Genomic DNA, 14,337 nt, shown 5'->3' with positions numbered 1-14,337 from the left:
CCCCGAGGCGGTCTAGACGAAGAGGTTGGCCCTCTCGAGGTCCTCCGCGAAGTCGACCTCGACCGCGTACAGGTCGGAGATGTCTACCGGTTCGACGAGCAGGGAGTCCTGCTCGATCGCCAACTCTATTCCACGCTCGAAGTAGTCCTGGTCGCCGACGCGGGCGAGCTGGCGGATGAGCACCGGCTTGTCCGCCTTGGAGACGTAGTTGATGCCGACGGCCTCGCCGAGGCCGCCCTTCACGGTCTTCGACAGCTCGCGGATGTAGCCCTCGGGGCTGGTCGTGTACTTGACCTCCTCGTCCGAGACGCGGGAGGTGTTCACGGTGACGAAGGACTGGTCGCGCGCGATCATCGCGGCGGCGCGGCGGAGGATCATCGGGTCGAAGACCACGTCGCCGTTCATCCAGAGGACGCCGCCGGGGCCCGAGGCGCGGAGGGCGCGGAGCAGGCTCTTGGACGTGTTCGTCTGGTCGTACTGCTCGTTGTAGATGTAGTCGGCGTCCGGGAAGGCGTCGATGATGTGGTCGAGCTTGTAGCCGACGACGATGCTCACCTTGGCGTCGTCGCCGAGGCCGAAGCGGATGTTGTCGAACTGCTGGCCCATGATGGTGCGGCCGTCGCTCAGCTCGGTGAGGGGCTTGGGGAGGCTGCGTCCGAGACGGCTGCCCATGCCTGCCGCCAGGATGACTACCTGCGTGGTCATGTGTTCTCCGTTCGATGCGGGTGCCGAGAGCGGCCGGGACCCTCGGGCGTCGAGGGTTCGCCGCGACTTCACCCGCGGGTTTCCTGTTCGACACTCCGTCATGCCTCCTCCATCGTAGGCCGCAGGCGGGGAAATAGGCGGGATCCCGCGTGCTGTCGTGTCCCTTTCGTGATGTGGCCAGCCGCGGGGACGGTGGCGCCGCGTGCCTCACCACTTCCCGCGAGGGGCACCGGCGCGGCATCGAGGACGGTGCGGCGGGCGCGGAGGGGTGCCTTGCTAACGTGGGCGCGTGACCGACGCCCCCGACGAGACGACCTCCCCCGACGCCACGTCCGACACCGGTGCGCAGCCGCGGGAGGGCGCGTCGGACAGCGTCGCGTCGGCCGCCGACGCAGGTACCGCCGTCGGTCCCGAGGTCGCGACCGACTCCTCGAGCACCGGCGCCCCCGCGGCCGTCCCGCGTCCGCCGCGTCCGGGGCAGCGGGTGCCGCGTCGTGCCACGGCGCCGTCCCCGCGCACCGCGCCCGCCGTCGTCGTGTCACCCACCCCGCCTCGCGTGAAGTCCGCCTCCGTCGTCGCGTCGACGGCACGGACGGGTGCGGTCGCGGACACCGGTGCCGAGGGCGATGCGATGCCCCCGCGCCCGCCGCGCGTGCGACGCCGAACGCGCGTCCAGCGCCCGGCCGGGAGCGCCGGGAGTGCCGTCGGTGCCGACGCCGACGCCGGCACTCCCGACGCCGCGGCCGCCGCGGAGCCGCGAGGCTCGGCGGCCCCGGATGACGCCGCGCCGCACGAGGACGCGGACCACGGGGCGGACTCGACGCACGTGGACGGCGCGAGCGGCACGGACGATGTCGCACCCGGCGAGGGCGTGACCGCGATCGACGACGCCTCTGACGCAGACGGCTCCGCGGCGGAGGTCGCGGATGACCGGGAGCCGGCGGGCGGCGACGTCGCCGCGTCGACTGCGTCGGAGACCGAGAAGGCGCCCCAGCCGCAGCCCGATTCGGCGGACGAGCCCGAGCCCGAGCCCGAGCCCGAGCCCGAGCCCGAGCCGGAGTCGGAACCTCAGGCCGAGCCGGAAGCCGAGCCCGAACCGACCGCCGCAGCTCCTGCGCGCGCCGTGACCGTGCGCACCGACAGCCTCACCTCGCCGCGCTCGACCCGCCCCGGCCTGCCCGGAGTGGGGGAGACCGCCCTCACGCCGTCGGTGCGCGGGGAGCGCGCCGCCGCCCCCGAGCTCGGGGACGACGTCCTCGTGATCGAGGGGCTCACCAAGCGGTTCGATGAGAAGGTCGCGGTCGACGACGTCGCGCTCACGGTGCGCGCGGGATCCTTCTACGGGATCGTCGGCCCGAACGGCGCCGGCAAGACCACCACCATGTCCATGGTCACCGGGCTCCTCCGGCCCGACGCCGGCACCGTCACCGTGAACGGCATCGACGTCTGGCGCGACCCGCTCACCGCCAAGCGCAGCATCGGCGTCCTCCCCGACCGCCTCCGCCTGTTCGACCGCCTCACGGGCGCGCAGCTCCTGCACTACTCGGGTGCGCTCCGGGGTCTCGACGACGCGCAGATCCGCAGCCGGTCGGCCGACCTGATCCAGGCCTTCGGGCTCGAGGACGCCGTCGGGCGCCTCGTCACCGACTACTCCGCGGGCATGACCAAGAAGGTCGCGCTGGCCTGCGCCATGATCCACTCGCCGCGCATGCTCGTGCTCGACGAGCCGTTCGAGTCGGTCGACCCGGTGTCGGCGGCGAACGTCGTCGAGATCCTCCAGGACTACGTCGCGCACGGGGGCACCGTCGTGCTGTCGAGCCACGGCATGGACTTCATCCAGCGCATCTGCGACCACGTCGCGATCATCGTCAACGGCCGCGTGCTCGCCTCGGGCACCATGGACGACGTCCGTGCGGGCCGCTCGCTGGAGGAGCGCTTCGTCGCCCTGGCCGGCGGCCGACGCACGGCGGAGGGGTTCTCGTGGTTGCACTCGTTCTCCGACTGAGGCTGGCCCTCCTCGCCAACGCGTTCCGCCGCAGTCCCTGGCAGGTGCTCGGCCTGGTCGCGGCAGGCGTCTACGGGATCCTCGTCACGGTGCTGGCCGTGGGGGCGCTCGCGGGTCTCCGCGACGCGGACGTGCCGGCCGCGCGGGACGTCGTCGTGGCCGGGGGCGCGCTCGTCGTCCTCGGCGCCCTGGTCGTGCCGCTCGTCCTCGGATCCGATGACGCCCTGGATCCGCGGCGCTTCGCGCTCTACGGCATCCCGTCCCGACGGCTGGCGCTCGCGCTCGGCGTGGCCGCGCTCGTCAGCGTGCCCGGCGTGATCCTCGTCGTCGTCGCGCTGACCACCGTCGTCACCTGGGCCCGCGACCCGCTCACGACCCTCGTCGCCGTGCTGGGGGCCGTCTCCGCCGTCGTCACCAGCGTGCTCGTCGCCCGCATCAGCACCGTGCTCGCCTCGATCCTGCTCAGCACGCGGCGGGCGCGCGAGGCGACCGGCCTCCTGGCAGGCCTCGTCGCCGTGCTGCTCGTGCCGGCCGTCGTCGCCCTCGCGCAGGCGGACCTCCTCGACGACGGGCTCCGCCCCGCGCGCGGCCTGCTCGACGTCCTCGCCTGGACGCCGCTCGGCGCCGCCTGGGCCGCCCCCGCCGCGGCCGTCGCCGGCGACGCGGGCGCCGCGGTCGGCATGCTGCTCGTGGCCATCGCCTCGGCGGCCCTCCTCGTCCTCGTCTGGATCCGCGTCGTGCCGTGGGCGCTCACCGCACCCGACCGCGCCGGCGGCGGCCGCGCGCAGACCGGCCTCGGCTGGTTCGGCCGCTTCGGGGCGTCGCCGGCGGGGGCGGTGGCCGCCCGCAGCGTCACGTACTGGATCCGCGATCCGCGCTACCGCGCCACGCTCGTCCTCATCCCCGTGCTCCCGCTCGTCCTCCTCGTCCCGCTCGTCATCGTCGACGTGGACGCGCACGTGCTCGCGCTCGTGCCGCTGCCCGTCATGGCCCTGTTCCTCGGCTGGAGCGTGCACAACGACACCGCGCACGACCACACGGCCGTCTGGCTGCACGTGGTCTCGGGGATCCGGGGCGTCGCCGACCGTGTCGGCCGCATCGTGCCGGTCCTCGCCATCGGCGTCCCGCTCGTGGCGATTGGCGCGCCTCTCAGCGCGCTCGGCTTCGGCGACGCGTCGGTCCTGCCGTCGGTCGTCGGCGTCAGCGGCGGGGTCCTGCTCGTCGGCGTCGGGCTGTCGTCGCTCTTCTCCGCGCGCTTCCCCTACCCGGCGTCGCGGCCGGGGGACAGCCCGTTCCACGCGCCGCAGTCCGCTGGCGCGGGGGGATCCACCGTCCCGACCCTCACTTTCCTGGCCACGGTCGTGCTGGCCCTCCCGTCCGCGTGGCTGGGCTGGATGGGCCTCGTCCACGGCGGCGCGTACCCGGCGTGGTCGCTGGTCGTGGGCATCGGGATCGGCGTGCTGACGCTGGTCGCGGGACTCGTCGGCGGCGGCCGCGTGTTCGAGCGGCGCGGCCCGGAGCTCCTCGCGTTCGCCCAGCGGCACTAGCGCGGACCCCGACGGCGCCGCCGCCGGATCCCCCGCGCGGGAAAAGTAGACTGGGGCCATGGTCATCCTCAGCATCGAACAGGACCCCGGCCGGCCCACGCAGGGCGGCGGCACCGACACCCTCGACCGCGAGCTCGAGGAGCTCCTCGAGCAGGAGACGATCGAACCCGGAGATCACGAGCGCTTCTCGCACTACGTGAAGAAGGACAAGATCCTGGAGTCCGCCATCAGCGGCAAGCCCGTCAAGGCGCTCTGCGGCAAGAAGTGGCTGCCCGGCCGCGACCCCGAGAAGTTCCCCGTCTGCCCCGACTGCAAGCGCATCTACGAGGGCATGAAGCCGGAGTAGCCCGGCCGGGTGGTCCGCCGCCGTCCGGGGCGGCCTCAGGCGGTGGCGCCGTCCTCGGTGGGGATCGCCGGATCGCCCGCGCGCAGGCGGAACGCCTGCACCGGCAGGTCGCGCACGACCCGGGCGTGGTGCTCGCGTGCCGCCGCGGTGCCCGCGGGGCCGAGCCACCGCGGATCCGGCTCGCCGTCCTCGACGAGCGTGACGATGAGGTCGCGGTCGCCCGGGAGCGGCGCCGGATGCGGCCCGACCGTGACGAGCTCGGACGTCGCGACGCCAGCCGCGTCGTGCCGGCGCAGGGCGCCCTTGAGGCCGCCGCGGCTCTGCTTGCCCGTCGACCGCTTCGCGACGGGGACCCACTCGCCCCCGCCGGCGGGACGGTGGGCGACGAGCTTGAAGACCATGCCGGCCGCGGGGGCGCCGGATCCCGTGACGAGCGACGTGCCGACGCCGTAGGAGTCGACGGGCGAAGCCGCGAGGCCCGCGATGCCGTGCTCGTCGAGGTCGTTGGTGACGGTGATCCGGGTGCCCGTGGCCCCCAGCGCGTCGAGCTGCGCGCGCACCTCGCCGACGAGGACCGGGAGGTCACCGGAGTCGAGCCGCACGGCGCCGAGGCCCGTGCCGGCGACGCGGACGGCGGTCTCCACGCCCTGCCGGACGTCGTAGGTGTCGACGAGGAGGGTCGTCCCGGCGCCCAGCGCATCGACCTGCGCGCGGAAGGCCTGCTCCTCGGTGTCGTGCAGGAGCGTGAAGGAGTGCGCGGCCGTCCCCATGGTCGGGACGCCCCAGGTGCGTCCGGCCTCGAGGTTCGAGGTGGCGCTGAAGCCCGCGATGAAGGCGGCGCGGGCAGCGGCGACGGCGGAGCGCTCGCCCGTGCGGCGCGATCCCATCTCGGCGAGCGGCCGCCCGCCGGCGACCTGCACCATGCGGGCGGCGGCGCTGGCCACGGCCGAGTCGTAGTTGAGGACACTGAGGACGAGCGTCTCCAGGATCACGCCGTCGGCGAAGGGCGCCTCCACGGTGAGGAGCGGTGACCCGGGGAAGTACGCCTCGCCCTCGCGGTAGCCCGTGATGCGGCCGCGGAAGCGGTAGTCGGCGAGCCACGCGAGCGCCTCCTCGCCCACCACCCGCTCGGAGCGGAGGTACTCGAGCTCGGCGTCGCCGAAGCGGAAGTCGCGGATCAGCTCGAGCAGACGCCCCGTGCCCGCGACGACGCCGAAGCGGCGGCCGGTGGGCAGCCGCCGGGCGAAGCACTCGAACACGCACTCGCGGTCGTGGGTGCCGGCCTTGAGCGCTGCGTCGAGCATCGTCAGCTCGTACCGGTCGGTGAGGAGGGAGGTCGCCTGGTGCACGCGCCCAGCCTAGGACGGTGCCCCGGCGTCGGGCCGATCCGCCTGGCGCACGCGCGGTCGCGATGACGGGGGTCCCGCCTAGGTTCGTGCCATGGAGCGCACGCGATGGATCCTCGCCGACCAGCTGGGCGACCACTTCGACGACGGCGGGCCCATGCTGCTCATCGAGTCGCGCGGCCTGCTCGCGCGTCGGCCGTACCACCGCGCGAAGGCGCACCTCATCCTGTCCGGCATCCGGCACCGGGCCCGCGCCCTGGGCGACCGCGTGGAGTTCCACCAGGTGGACCACTACCGCGAGGTCGTGGAGGGTCGGCGCGACCTCGAGGTCATCGACCCCACCTCGCGGGGGCTCCGTCGGCTCGTGGCCGAGATCGGGGCGGAGGTGCTGCCGAGCCGCGGCTTCGTCACGAGCGAGCAGGAGTTCGCCGAGTGGATGGCGGGCCGCACCTCCAACCGCCTGGTGATGGAGGACTTCTACCGGTGGTCCCGCGCGCGCACCGGCATCCTCATGGACGGCGACAGCCCGGTCGGCGGCCGCTGGAACTACGACCACGACAACCGCGAGCGGCCGCCCCGCGGCGCCGCGAGCCTCGGGCTCCCGGAGCCCTGGTGGCCGGAGGAGGACGAGATCGACGCCGAGGTGCGCGCCGACCTCGACGAGTGGGAGCGGAAGGGCCTCATGCGCTTCGTCGGCGAGGACGGGCCGCGCCGCTTCGCGGTCACGCCCGAGGAGGGCCGCCGATCGCTCGACGACTTCGTGGCCAGCCGCCTCAACGACTTCGGGCCCTTCGAGGACGCCTCCCTGCGCGGCGACTGGACCATGGCGCACTCGCTGCTGAGCGCCACCATGAACATGGGCGTGCTGGATCCCGCCGACGTCATCGAGCGCATCACGGCGGAGCACGCCGCCGGGCGCGCTCCCATCCAGAGCGTCGAGGGCATCGTGCGGCAGATCATGGGCTGGCGCGACTACGTCTGGCACCTCTACTGGGCGTTCGAGGACGACTACACCTCCCAGAACCGGCTCGAGGCGCGTCGCGGCGTCCCCACCGCGCTGCAGGCGCTCGACCCGTCGGGCATCGAGGCGGCCTGCCTCGCCCACGTCGTCGACAAGGTCCGCACACACGGCTGGGCGCACCACATCGAGCGGCTGATGATCCTCGGCAACCTCGCGCTCCAGCGCGGCTACGACCCGCGCGCCATGAACGACTGGTTCATCGACTCCTTCGTCGACGGCACGCCCTGGGTCATGCCGGCGAACGTGGTGGGGATGGCGCTGCACGCCGACGGCGGCCGGATGGCGACCAAGCCCTACGCGGCGGGAGGCGCCTACATCGACCGCATGAGCGATCACTGCGGCGGCTGCCCCTTCGACCCGAAGGTCCGGGTCGGGCCCACCGCGTGCCCGTACACGGCCGGCTACTGGCGGTTCCTCGAGCGGCACCAGGAGCGGCTGCGCGGCAACGCGCGGATGAACCAGCCGCTGGCGGGCCTCTCGCGACTCAAGGACCTGCCGGAGCTCGTCGCGCAGGAGGACGCGCGGACGTCGCTGTGAGCCGCGGCGCAGGTCCGCATCCGCGGGGCCGGGCTCCGGCGGCCGTCGCACCCGCCGGTAGGCTGGCGGGATGAGCGACGCGCCGATCGGGATCTTCGACTCCGGCGTCGGCGGCCTCACGGTGGCCCGGGCGGTGGCGACCCTCCTGCCGCGTGAGTCCATCGTCTACATCGGCGACACGGCTCACACGCCCTACGGCGACAAGCCCATCGCGGACGTCCGCCGCTACGCCCTCGCGGTCCTCGACGACCTGGTCGACCGGGGCGTCAAGATGCTCGTCATCGCCTGCAACACCGCCTCCGCCGCCATGCTGCGCGACGCCCGCGAGCGCTACGACATCCCCGTGGTCGAGGTGATCCAGCCCGCCGTGCGCACCGCCGTGAGCGTCACCCGCAACCACCGCGTCGGCGTGATCGCCACGCATGCCACCGTCACGAGCCGGGCCTACGACGACGCGTTCGCCGCGGCGCCGCACCTCGCGCTCACCTCCGCGGAGGCACCCGACTTCGTCGGCTTCGTCGAGCGCGGCATCACCTCGGGCCCCGAGCTCATGGCCGCGGCCGAGCGATACCTCGCGCCGCTGCAGGACGCCGGCGTCGACACGCTCGTGCTCGGCTGCACCCACTACCCGTTCCTCGAGGGCGCCATCTCGCTGATCATGGGTCCGCTAGTCACGCTCGTCTCGAGCGACACCGAGACCGCCAAGGACGTCTACCGCGAGCTCGTCTCCGCGGGCATCGAGCGCCGCTCCGACGCCCCGCCGGTGATCCGGTACGAGGCGACCGGCGGCCGGGCCTCCGACTTCGAGGACCTCGCGCACCGCATGCTCGGCACCGGCGTCACGCACGTCGAGCTGGTCGAGACGGGCGCCATCTCCCTTCCCCGCCGGATCCGCGAGGACGCGTCCGTCGCGTCGTCCGCGTCCGGCACCCCCTCCATCCCCGAGCAGAGCCGAGGCCGCACATGACCGACGAGACCACCCGCCACGACGGACGCGCCGCCGACCAGCTGCGCGAGATCAGCATCGAGCGGAACTGGAGCGAGCAGGCCGAGGGATCCGCCCTCATCTCCTTCGGGCGCACCCGCGTCCTCTGCACGGCGTCCTTCACCAACCGCGTGCCGCGCTGGAAGGCCGGGAGCGGGCAGGGCTGGGTCACCGCCGAGTACGCCATGCTGCCGCGCGCCACGAACGAGCGCATGGACCGCGAGGCCGTGAAGGGCAAGGTCGGCGGCCGCACGCACGAGATCTCGCGCCTCATCGGCCGGAGCCTCCGCGCCGTCGTCGACATGAAGGCGCTCGGCGAGAACACGATCGTCATCGACTGCGACGTGCTCCAGGCCGACGGCGGCACGCGCACCGCCGCGATCACGGGCGCGTACGTCGCGCTCGCCGACGCGCTCGAGTGGGGTCGCGAGCGGAAGTTCATCGCCCAGCGGGCCACGCCGCTGAAGGACAGCGTCGCCGCCGTCTCGGTGGGCATCGTCGACCAGAGGCCGCTCCTCGACCTCGCGTACGTCGAGGACGTGCGTGCCGAGACCGACATGAACGTCGTCATGACGGGCAGCGGCTCGTTCGTCGAGGTGCAGGGCACGGCCGAGGGTGCGCCCTTCGACCGCGCCGAGCTCGACGCGCTGCTCGACCTCGCTCTCGGCGGCGGGGTCACGCTCACCGCACTGCAGGCGCAGGCGCTCGGACGCTGAGGCCGACCCCGTGATCCCGCTCGTCCTCGCCACGCACAACGCCCACAAGGTCGAGGAGCTCCGCCGGATCCTCGGCGCGCGCCTCGACGGCATCGATCTGGCCGCCTACGACGGACCGGAGCCCGTGGAGGACGGCACGACCTTCGAGGAGAACGCCCTCATCAAGGCCCGCGCGGCCGCCCTCCACACGGGCTGCGCGGCGCTGGCCGACGACTCCGGCATCGGCGTCGACGTCCTCGGCGGATCGCCCGGCATCTTCTCGGCGCGCTGGTCGGGCCCCGCCCGCGACAGCCGGGAGAACCTCGAGCTCCTGCTGTGGCAGCTGGGCGACGTGCCGGACGCCCACCGCGGCGCGCGCTTCACCTGCGCGGCCGCCCTCGTCGTGCCGACCGACGACGGCCTCGTCGAGCGCACGGCGGTCGGCGTCTGGGAGGGATCCGTGCTCCGCGCGGTCGAGGGGGAGGGCGGCTTCGGCTATGACCCGATCTTCCGACCGTCGACCGGCGGCGCGAGCGCGGCGGCCCTGAGCGCTGACGAGAAGAACCGCGTGAGCCACCGCGCCCTGGCCTTCGACGCGATCATGCCGGTGGTCCGGCAGGAGCTCCTCGGTCGCGGCTGACGCCCGTCCGCCCTCCTGAGAGCGGGAGTCGTTCCCGACTGCGGTGCCGGTCGGATCCGCCCGCTCGCGCGCCCGTACGGTGGGGGCATGGGTTCCGGATCGCACGACCACGGCGCGGCCGTCACCGACCGCCGCCGCCTCGTCGTCGCGATCGCCATCACCGCGTCGGTGCTCGTCGTGGAGGTGATCGGCGCCCTCGTCTCCGGCTCCCTGGCGCTCCTCGCGGACGCCGGTCACATGACGAGCGACCTGCTCGGCCTCGGCATCGCCCTGGTGGCCACGGTCGTCGCCGCGCGTCCCGCGACCGACCGGCACACGTTCGGCTTCCAGCGCGGCGAGGTGCTCGGCGCGCTCGTGAACGGCCTGATCCTCGCGGTCGTCGGGGTGTACGTCGCGGTGCAGGGCGTCCAGCGGCTGCTGGCGCCGGAGAGTCCGGAGGTGGACGGCGGCGTCATGCTGCTCGCCGCCGGCATCGGCCTGGTCGCCAACATCGCGGCGCTCGTCGTGCTGCGCGGGGGAGCGGGCCGCTCGATCGGCCTGCGCGGCGCCTACCTCGAGGTGCTCGGCGACGCGTTCGGGTCCGTCGCCGCCATCGTCGCGGGCGTCGTCATCGCGCTCACGGGCTTCGGCCGCGCCGACGCGATCGCGTCGCTCGTCATCGCGGCGCTCATCGTGCCGCGCGCAGCGGTGCTGCTGCGGGACGTGGTGCGCGTGCTCACCGAGTCCACGCCCGTGGGCACCGAGCCCGAGCGGATCCGCGCCCATCTGCTCGAGACCCCCGGCGTCACGGCCGTGCACGACGTCCACGTGTGGGCCATCACCTCGGGATCGCCCGTCTTCACCGCGCACGTCGTGGTGGAGCAGGAGGTGTTCCGCGAGGGACGCACGGGGGAGCTTCTCGACCGGCTGGCCGGCTGCCTCGACGACCACTTCGACGTCGAGCACAGCACGTTCCAGCTGGAGCCCGAGGAGCACGCCGGGCACGAGCACCGGCACCACGTCTGACCCGCGGTCGGGTCCGTCCTCAGCGGGCGAAGGCGCATCCGCGGCTCGGAGCCCGCGGAGCGCTCGTGCTCACCGCCGTCTCAGCGGCGCGGGTCGTTCGAGGGGTCCTGGTCGAAGTACTCGGGCGCGAGCGCGAGGTCCTCGCCGTCGTGCGCGATGCCGGCCTGCTCCTCGTCGCGCGCGTGCTTGCGGGCGCGGAGGAAGTGGATCGCGGTGGGGACGAGCGTGACGACGACCGCGCCGAGCAGGACGTAGTCGATGTAGTGCGTGACGAAGTCGCGGATGGGCGGGAAGCCGTTGAGGAGGTGCCCGAGCCAGGTCAGCCCCGCGCCCCAGATGATGGCGCCGACGGCGTTGTAGAAGGAGTACTTGCGGTAGTCCATGTGGCCGACGCCGGCCGCGATGGGCGCGAAGGTGCGGACGATCGGCACGAAGCGCGCCGCGATGACCGCGAGGCCGCCGAAGCGGGCGAAGAACGCGTTCGTGCGGACGACGTTCTGGCGGCTGAAGATGCCGGAGTCCTTGCGCTCGAACACCTTCGGGCCCGCCTTGTGGCCGATGAGGTAGCCGACCTCGCCGCCCGCGAAGGCCGAGAAGGCGATGGCGAGGCACACCCACCAGATGTCGATGCCGGTGATGCCGGGGAGCGTCAGCCCCGCGATGACGAGGAGCGTGTCGCCGGGGAAGAGGAAGCCGAAGAGCAGTCCCGTCTCGGCGAAGATGATGAGGCAGATCCCGATGAGGGCGAATCCCCCGAACGACTCGATGAGCGTCGTCGAGTCGAGGAAGTCGAAGAGCAGGGGATGCACGTGGGGCTCCAGTCGTGGTGCTTCGACGGTCGTGGCGACCGGCGGCAGAGCACAGGTTATCGGGAGCGGCCGCGAGCGCGCCGTGACCGGGACGCCCCCGGTCGAGGGGTGCGACGGGGCGTCAGGCGCCGAGCTCGGCGTGGCCGAAGAGCCCGGGGACGCCGCCTGAGTGCCAGAGCACGATCCGGTCGTCAGCGCCGATGGATCCGCTGCGTGCCGCGGCCGCGAGGCCCGCCGCCGCGCGTGCGGTGTACGTCGGGTCGAGGAGGATCCCGGTCGTCCGCGCGACGAGCACGAGCGCGGAACGCGCCTCGTCCGTGAGGTGGGCGTACCCGGCGCCCACCCGGTCCTCGTCGATGCGGAGGCGGTCGGCGCCGATGCCCGTGCCGCGCTCCTCGAGGAACCCGGCGACCACCGTCCGCGGCGCCTCCACCGCCCCGCAGTGGACGCCGAGCACGCGCTCCGGTCCCAGCGCCTCGACGAGCCCCGCCATGGTGCCGCCCGAGCCGAGCGCGACCACCACGTGGTCGACGTCGCCGACCTGATCGCGGAGCTCGTGCCCCGCGTCGACGAACCCCTGCACGGAGTGCGCGTCGGATCCGCCGAACGCCACGCGGTGCACGCGCGTGCCCGCCGCCTCCAGCTCCGCCACGACGGACCCGGCGCGCGACCCGGCGCCCTCGTCGCCCGACCACTCGATGCGCGCGCCGTACAGCCCGTCGAGCAGGACGTTGCCGCGCGGAGCGACCTCGTGCCCCTCGAGGACGAGCACCACGTCGAGCCCCAGCGTCGCGCCCGCGGCCGCGGTCATGCGCGCGTGGTTGCTCTGCGCGGCGCCCGTGGTGACGACTGTCGTCGCCCCGCGCGCGAGGGCCCGGCCGAGCGAGCGCTCGAGCTTCCGGGCCTTGTTGCCGCCGCCGCCCCAGCCGATGAGGTCGTCGCGCTTCATCAGGAGCCGCTCGGGGTGGAGGCCGAGCGCCTCGGCCAGCCGGGGGACCGGGTGCACGGGCGTCGGCTCGGTCCAGAGGCGGATGCGGTCGTCCACGGGCTGCTCCTCGTTCGGGTCGGAGCGCCGCCGTAGGGCGGATCCCGCGTTCCGGCGGCCCTCGCCCTCGTGCGGGAGAAGGGACTTGAACCCTCACGCTCGAAAGCACAGGAACCTAAATCCTGCGTGTCTACCGATTCCACCACTCCCGCGGGTGCCCGACCAGCTTAGGACGACCCCTAATATGTTGAACGTGACAACGAAGACACTCGTAGCAGGCATCGACTCCTCCACGCAGAGCTGCAAGGTGGTCGTCCGCGACCTCGACACGGGCGCCCTGGTGCGCTCCGGCCGCGCGTCCCACCCCGACGGCACGGAGGTGGATCCGGCCCGATGGTGGGACGCCCTCCTCGCGGCCGTCGCCGACGCGGGCGGGCTCGACGACGTCGCGGCCATCTCCGTCGGCGGCCAGCAGCACGGCATGGTCTGCCTCGACGAGTCGGGCGCGGTCGTCCGCGACGCGCTCCTCTGGAACGACACCCGTTCCGCGCAGGCCGCCGCCGACCTCCGCGACGAGCTGGGCGCCGACACCTGGGCGAGCGCCACCGGCGTCGTCCCCGTCGCGTCCTTCACCGCCACCAAGCTCCGCTGGCTCCGCGACGCCGAGCCCGAGAACGCAGCCCGTGTCGCTGCCGTCGCCCTCCCGCACGACTGGCTGACCTGGCGCCTCCTCGGCCACGGCGTCGGGTCCCCGGACCTCGCCGCCCTCGCCACCGACCGCTCCGACGCGAGCGGCACGGCGTACTGGTCGAGCGTGTTGGGGGAGTACCGCCTCGACCTGCTGGAGCGCGCTCTCGGCCGCGTCGTCGGCCTGCCGCGCGTGCTCGGCCCCTTCGAGTCCGCGGGCGTCACGGCGGACGGCATCCCCGGCGTCCCCGCGGGCATCCCCGTCGGGCCCGGCGCCGGCGACAACGCCGCCGCCGCGCTCGGCCTCGGCGCGGTGCCGGGCGACGTGGTCGTCTCCATCGGCACCTCCGGCACGGTCTTCGCGGTCACGGCCGACCCGATCACCGACGCCTCCGGCACGGTCGCGGGCTTCGCCGACGCCACGGGCAACTTCCTCCCGCTCATTGCGACCCTCAACGCCGCCCGCGTGCTCGACGGCGGTGCGCGCCTCCTGGGCGTCGACCACGCGCGGCTGTCCGAGCTGGCGCTCGAGGCCCCCGCGGGATCCGACGGCCTCGTGCTCCTCCCGTACTTCGAGGGCGAGCGCACGCCGAACCTCCCCGACGCGACCGCGTCGCTGCACGGCATGACCCTCCGCAACAGCACGCCGGCGACCATGGCCCGCGCGCACGTCGAGGGCATGCTGTGCGGCCTGGCCGACGGCCTCGACGCGATCACGCGCCAGGGCGTGCGCGTGGAGCGCGTGCTCCTCATCGGCGGCGGAGCGAAGAGCCGGGCCGTGTGCGAGATCGCGCCGACGATCTTCGGCGTCCCCATCCACGTGCCGGACGCGGGCGAGTTCGTCGCCGACGGCGCCGCGAAGCAGGCCGCGTGGATCCTCACGGGCAGCGTGCCTGCGTGGCCCCTCGCGGGTGACGAGGTCTTCGACGCGCCGGGCGTGCCCGCGGTGCGCGCGGCGTACGCGGCGGCGAAGGCGGAGCTGGGGTACTGAGGTCCGCGGGCCGGCGCTGACGCGCCGGCCTGT

13 protein-coding genes and 1 tRNA gene are annotated in these 14,337 nt (G+C 73.9%); 9 read left to right on the top strand and 5 right to left on the bottom strand.

Annotated features, from left to right (window positions below):
- Window positions 1–12 precede the first annotated feature (12 nt).
- On the bottom strand, window positions 13–705 hold the full coding sequence (locus QFZ62_RS04110; RefSeq protein ID WP_307502038.1) for an NTP transferase domain-containing protein: 693 nt from the start codon (window positions 703–705) through the stop codon (window positions 13–15).
- Window positions 706–1,576: 871 nt separating this feature from the next.
- Here QFZ62_RS04110 and QFZ62_RS04105 point away from each other — a divergent pair.
- Genes QFZ62_RS04105 through QFZ62_RS04095 form a run of 3 tightly spaced genes read left to right on the top strand, consistent with a single transcriptional unit; the run spans window position 1,577 to window position 4,603 of the window.
- A complete protein-coding gene (locus QFZ62_RS04105) occupies window positions 1,577–2,710 on the top strand; it encodes an ABC transporter ATP-binding protein (RefSeq protein WP_373425936.1) in 1,134 nt (377 codons plus the stop codon).
- Complete coding sequence (locus QFZ62_RS04100; protein ID WP_307502036.1) at window positions 2,686–4,257, top strand: ABC transporter permease; 1,572 nt, start codon at window positions 2,686–2,688, stop codon at window positions 4,255–4,257. Before QFZ62_RS04105 ends, QFZ62_RS04100 begins: the two co-directional genes overlap by 25 nt.
- Window positions 4,258–4,315: 58 nt before the next feature.
- Window positions 4,316–4,603 (top strand): DUF3039 domain-containing protein, encoded by a 288-nt coding sequence (locus QFZ62_RS04095; RefSeq protein WP_191148785.1) that lies wholly within the window; start codon window positions 4,316–4,318, stop codon window positions 4,601–4,603.
- Between the two features lie 35 nt (window positions 4,604–4,638).
- On the opposite strand, the gene QFZ62_RS04090 is transcribed toward QFZ62_RS04095, so the two are convergent.
- Window positions 4,639–5,952, bottom strand: a complete 1,314-nt coding sequence (locus QFZ62_RS04090) for a nicotinate phosphoribosyltransferase (protein ID WP_307502032.1) — start codon at window positions 5,950–5,952, stop codon at window positions 4,639–4,641.
- A gap of 91 nt (window positions 5,953–6,043) precedes the next feature.
- Here QFZ62_RS04090 and QFZ62_RS04085 point away from each other — a divergent pair, with 91 nt between their 5' ends.
- The 5 genes from QFZ62_RS04085 to QFZ62_RS04065 all read left to right on the top strand — a co-directional run bounded on the left by QFZ62_RS04085 (window position 6,044) and on the right by QFZ62_RS04065 (window position 10,832).
- Window positions 6,044–7,507, top strand: a complete 1,464-nt coding sequence (locus tag QFZ62_RS04085; protein ID WP_307502029.1) for a cryptochrome/photolyase family protein — start codon at window positions 6,044–6,046, stop codon at window positions 7,505–7,507.
- A gap of 70 nt (window positions 7,508–7,577) precedes the next feature.
- Window positions 7,578–8,474, top strand: coding sequence for a glutamate racemase (murI, locus tag QFZ62_RS04080; RefSeq protein WP_307502027.1), 897 nt, complete (start codon window positions 7,578–7,580; stop codon window positions 8,472–8,474).
- Window positions 8,471–9,208 (top strand): ribonuclease PH, encoded by a 738-nt coding sequence (gene rph / locus QFZ62_RS04075; protein ID WP_307502024.1) that lies wholly within the window; start codon window positions 8,471–8,473, stop codon window positions 9,206–9,208. Before murI ends, rph begins: the two co-directional genes overlap by 4 nt.
- Window positions 9,209–9,218: 10 nt before the next feature.
- The gene (locus QFZ62_RS04070) at window positions 9,219–9,827 is read left to right on the top strand and encodes a non-canonical purine NTP pyrophosphatase (protein ID WP_307502021.1); all 609 of its coding nucleotides are present in this window, start codon (window positions 9,219–9,221) and stop codon (window positions 9,825–9,827) included.
- Between the two features lie 87 nt (window positions 9,828–9,914).
- Window positions 9,915–10,832, top strand: a complete 918-nt coding sequence (locus QFZ62_RS04065; RefSeq protein WP_307502017.1) for a cation diffusion facilitator family transporter — start codon at window positions 9,915–9,917, stop codon at window positions 10,830–10,832.
- Window positions 10,833–10,912: 80 nt separating this feature from the next.
- Here QFZ62_RS04065 and QFZ62_RS04060 read toward each other — a convergent pair whose 3' ends face one another.
- The 3 genes from QFZ62_RS04060 to QFZ62_RS04050 form a co-directional block, all read right to left on the bottom strand.
- The gene (locus QFZ62_RS04060) at window positions 10,913–11,641 is read right to left on the bottom strand and encodes a DedA family protein (protein ID WP_307502014.1); all 729 of its coding nucleotides are present in this window, start codon (window positions 11,639–11,641) and stop codon (window positions 10,913–10,915) included.
- A 121-nt stretch (window positions 11,642–11,762) separates the two neighbouring features.
- The gene (locus QFZ62_RS04055; RefSeq protein ID WP_307502011.1) at window positions 11,763–12,686 is read right to left on the bottom strand and encodes a pyridoxal-phosphate dependent enzyme; all 924 of its coding nucleotides are present in this window, start codon (window positions 12,684–12,686) and stop codon (window positions 11,763–11,765) included.
- A gap of 70 nt (window positions 12,687–12,756) precedes the next feature.
- Window positions 12,757–12,838 (bottom strand) — tRNA-Leu (locus tag QFZ62_RS04050).
- A 32-nt stretch (window positions 12,839–12,870) separates the two neighbouring features.
- On the opposite strand from QFZ62_RS04050, the gene xylB reads away from it, so the two are divergent.
- A complete protein-coding gene (gene xylB / locus QFZ62_RS04045) occupies window positions 12,871–14,304 on the top strand; it encodes a xylulokinase (protein WP_307502007.1) in 1,434 nt (477 codons plus the stop codon).
- The last annotated feature ends 33 nt before the right edge of the window (window positions 14,305–14,337 follow it).

Source organism: Clavibacter sp. B3I6 (assembly GCF_030816895.1).
In the GTDB taxonomy this organism is placed as follows: domain Bacteria; phylum Actinomycetota; class Actinomycetes; order Actinomycetales; family Microbacteriaceae; genus Clavibacter.
The sequence above is the reverse complement of the archived record's forward strand: the minus strand, read 5'-3'. Positions and strand labels throughout refer to the sequence as shown.

Coding starts and splice junctions, on each gene's coding strand:
- QFZ62_RS04110 (WP_307502038.1), bottom strand. CDS start 705: ATGACCACGCAGGTAGTCATCCTGGCGGCAGGCATGGGCAGCCGTCTC.
- QFZ62_RS04095 (WP_191148785.1), top strand. CDS start 4,316: ATGGTCATCCTCAGCATCGAACAGGACCCCGGCCGGCCCACGCAGGGC.
- QFZ62_RS04085 (WP_307502029.1), top strand. CDS start 6,044: ATGGAGCGCACGCGATGGATCCTCGCCGACCAGCTGGGCGACCACTTC.
- murI (WP_307502027.1), top strand. CDS start 7,578: ATGAGCGACGCGCCGATCGGGATCTTCGACTCCGGCGTCGGCGGCCTC.
- rph (WP_307502024.1), top strand. CDS start 8,471: ATGACCGACGAGACCACCCGCCACGACGGACGCGCCGCCGACCAGCTG.
- QFZ62_RS04065 (WP_307502017.1), top strand. CDS start 9,915: ATGGGTTCCGGATCGCACGACCACGGCGCGGCCGTCACCGACCGCCGC.
- xylB (WP_307502007.1), top strand. CDS start 12,871: ATGTTGAACGTGACAACGAAGACACTCGTAGCAGGCATCGACTCCTCC.